Below are 3,476 nucleotides of genomic sequence, written 5' to 3'. Positions count from 1 at the left end.
GCCGGCGACACCGCCGCACCCGCTGCGACCGACGCGACCGCCGCGTCCGCCGCCCCGCCCACCGCCGAGCCGACGGACGCCGGAAGCGACTCGTCCTGCAGGCGGAACACCTGGGTCGCGGTCAGCGCGGGGTCCCCTCGCCGGACGTGCAGCTCGCCCCGGTCGGGGAGGGCCACCACGGCGGCCACGGTGCGTTCGGCCCTGATGTCGCCCCGGTCGGGCACCCTGATCGGGGGCCGGGAGAGCAGGGAGAAGTACTCCTCGGCCCCGGCGCCGGCCGGGATGCTCCCCAGCCCGGCGCGTGCCGCGTCGAGCCTGCGGACCGAGGAGTTGCGGGCGAAGACGTTGATCTCGTCCCGCGGGGCGAAGTCGGGGTGCAGGAAGTGGTTGGCGTGCGCCACCTCCGTGTCGCCGACGACGCGCGCCTCGTTCTCCAGGATCTCGACGTACACGGTCCGCCGCCGGTCGCACAGCACCAGGGTCCGGGAGCTGGCGAGCGGCAGGCCGGCCAGCACGTCCAGCGCCTCGGTGACGCTGCCCGCGGTGTCCAGCAGGTGGCGGATGGCCAGGTACGGCGGGACGCCCGGACGCCACTCGCCGCCCAGCACGAGGTTGAGCCCGACCGCGAGGCCGCGGCTGTTGAGCCCCAGGTAGCCGAGCAGCCCGGCGAAGCTGAGCACCAGGGCACGGTGCCCTCCGGCGGACCGGGTGAGGTCGAGGACCGCCAGGTGGGAGTCCAGGTCGCCGTTGAGGTCGACGGTCTGGGCGAGCACCGGGCGGGAGCCGTCGGTGCGCGCGAAGGTGGTGCAGTCGCCGGCGGCCCGGATCTTCCGGTACCCCATGATCTCCCTGCGCAGCTGGAGCAGCCAGGCGTCCTCCTCGGTGATCCCGGCGCCCGCCGCCAGCCCGGCCACCTCCTCGGCCAGGTCGGGCAGGGCCGCCGCGACCGCCGCCCGGTGGGCGGCGATCCGCGGCCGCAGCCCCTCCCGGGTGACCGGCTCGGGCATCACCTTGCCGAGGCGGCCCACCGAGTCGTCGAGGAAGGAACGCAGGGGGCCGGCGAGGGCCTCGCCGTGGGCGTGTCCGAGGTCGAAGGGCGAACCCGACGCCCGGACGAGGGGAATGCCCTCGCCGGGGGTCATCCGACGGTGTCCAGCCGGGAGACCTTCGGCCGCACGGCGAGCTGCGCCTTCACGCCGGGCCACTCGCCGCCGAGCACGCTGTAGTAGACGGCGTCGCGGCGCCGGCCGCCCGGCATGTAGTTGAAGCTCCGCAGGACCCCTTCCTCGACCGCCCCGATGTTGCGCAGGCCCCGGCGCGCCTGCTCGTTGAGCACGTCGGTCTTGAACTCGACCCGCTGCGCGCCGAGGTGCTCGAATGCGTGCTCGAGCAGCAGGTACTTGGCCCACCGGTTGACGCCGCGGCCGCGGAAGTCGCGTCCCAGCCAGGACCAGCCGATCTCCAGCCGGGCGTCGGCCTCGGCCATGTTCCCGTAGCTCATGCTGCCGGCGATGCGGCCGCTCTCCTTGTCGACGATGACGAACACGACGCGCCGGCCGGCCGCCTGGTCGGCGAGGCAGGCCGCGAAGAAGGTCTCGAAGTCGGCGTCGGTCTCCACCAGGGAGACGAAGTAGCGCCAGATGTCCTGGTCCATGGCGACGGCGCGCACGCCCTCGCGGTCCGCCTCGGTGACGGGCCGCAGCAGCACGTGCTCGTTCTCCAGAACCGCGGGCGCCACGTCGATCCAGCTCATGTCAGACCGCCTTTCCGGTGTGCAGGGTGAGCGACTCGGCGACGACGCGCAGGGTGCGCATGTCGGCGAGGTCGTCCTCGGTGAAGTGGCCGAGGTCCACGTCCGCGGCCTCGCACACCTCGGTGAGGAAGAGGACCTTGTTGAGCGAGGTGAGCCCGTAGACGCCGGCCAGGTCGGCGTCGGGGTCGATCGCCTCGGGGGCGACGGGCGGGTTGAGCACGGCGGAGAGGTGGTCCCTGGCCGTCAGCTCGATGTCAGGACGCATGGATGCCTTCTTTCGGGTCGTGGACGCGTGCCCGGTAGGCGTCGAGGATGTGACTCCTGCGGGGCTTGAACTGGGAGGTGAGCAGGCCGTTGCCCTCGCTGAACGGCTCGTCGGCGACGATCACCCGGCCGATGCGCTCGTCGAGGGCGGCCGAGGCGTTGTGGCGGGCGAGCTGCTCGGCGACGGCGGCGTGGTCGGCCGGCAGGGAGGCCGGGGACACCACGGCGACCAGTTCGGTCTGGGCGGGGCAGAACAGCACGCACTCGGCGACGGCGCCGCCGGAGCGCATGCTCTCCTCGATCGGCCTGACCACGATCTTCTTGCCGTTGTCCAGGACGATCACGTCGTCGGCCCGGCCCCTGACGAACAGGAAGCCGTCCTCGTCGAGGTACCCGACGTCCCCGGTCCGCACGGTCCCTCCGGGCCCGAACACGCGCTCGCTGTCGCCGGGAGCGGCGTAGGCGTAGGCCCGGTTGACGGGGTGGTCGCTGCGCACGGAGATGACCCCGTCCTCGTCGAACAGGACCTCCTTGCCGGGGAGCACCCGGCCGACGCTGCCCTCCCGTTCGGCGCCGGGATGGTTCTTGGCGACGATGCAGGTCTCGTTGAGCCCGTACCCCTCGTAGATCGGCAGGCCCGCCTCGCCGAAGAAGCGCAGCATCGCCGGAGCGGCCGGGGCGGACCCGGTCCACAGGTAGCGGATCCGGTCGCCGAAGACCCGGCGGGCGGCGGCCTGGAGGGTGTCCTCGCCGCCCGGCCGGCGCAGCCGGGCCTCGATCTGGCGTTTGGCCGTCTCGAAGAAGGCCGGCACACCCATCACCACGGTCGGCCGGGTGCGGCGCAGGGACGCGAAGGCCGCCTCGTAGGTGCTGACGGTGACGTCGTGTCCGTGGGCCAGCGCCGAGTACACCCAGTAGCGCTGCTGGAGCAGCGACAGGGACAGGAAGACGAACAGGTCGTCACCGGGTTTGTGCTCGAAGATCCCCTGCACCGCGGCGAGGGAGGCGTCGATGCTGCCCGCGGTCGCTCCCAGGCCCTTGGGCGGGCCGGTGCTGCCGGAGGTGAACTTGACCGTGGTCACGTCGCCGGGCTCCCACACCACCGGGGGCAGGGGCGGCTCGTCCGGGTCGTCCTCCTCGGCGAGGAGGTCGCCCACCAGGGTGAGCGGAACGGTCCCGGGGGCCAGGGCCGGCCGGTCGGTGAAGAGGAGGGCGAGGTCGTAGCGTCCGGCGAGATCGTCGTCGGGGTCGAACTTGCCGGGGTCGAAGCCCGCCGTCTCGGCCTTCAGCCGTAGCGCCGCGAGGTCCAGGAGCACCCACTCGGGGCAGTTGGCGGCGAGGACGCCGATCCGGTCGCCGGCCCCGATGCCGCGGGCCCGCAGCCTCCTGGCCAGGCGGCCGGAGAGTTCGTGGAGCTCGGTCAGCGGCATGCTGCGGGCGCCGTCGAGGCGGGCGAAGG

Annotated in this window: 4 protein-coding genes; all 4 read right to left on the bottom strand. The window is 73.3% G+C overall.

The features are described 5' to 3' along the window. On the bottom strand, positions 1 to 1,142 hold a 1,142-nt coding region (locus tag ACOV8S_RS10355), incomplete at its 3' end, for a C45 family autoproteolytic acyltransferase/hydolase (protein WP_448317496.1). Further along, entirely contained in the window at positions 1,139 to 1,753 is a 615-nt protein-coding gene (locus ACOV8S_RS10350; RefSeq protein WP_448317495.1) for a GNAT family N-acetyltransferase, read from the bottom strand. The genes ACOV8S_RS10350 and ACOV8S_RS10355, both read right to left, overlap by 4 nt. A 1-nt stretch (position 1,754) precedes the next feature. Continuing rightward, entirely contained in the window at positions 1,755 to 2,018 is a 264-nt protein-coding gene (locus ACOV8S_RS10345; protein WP_448317494.1) for an acyl carrier protein, read from the bottom strand. Then, positions 2,008 to 3,476, bottom strand: a 1,469-nt coding sequence (locus ACOV8S_RS10340) for an AMP-binding protein (RefSeq protein WP_448317493.1), incomplete at its 5' end; no start/stop codon positions are given. The genes ACOV8S_RS10340 and ACOV8S_RS10345, both read right to left, overlap by 11 nt.

The sequence above is a fragment of the Streptomyces sp. CO7 genome, assembly GCF_053474865.1.
The sequence above is the reverse complement of the archived record's forward strand: the minus strand, read 5'-3'. Positions and strand labels throughout refer to the sequence as shown.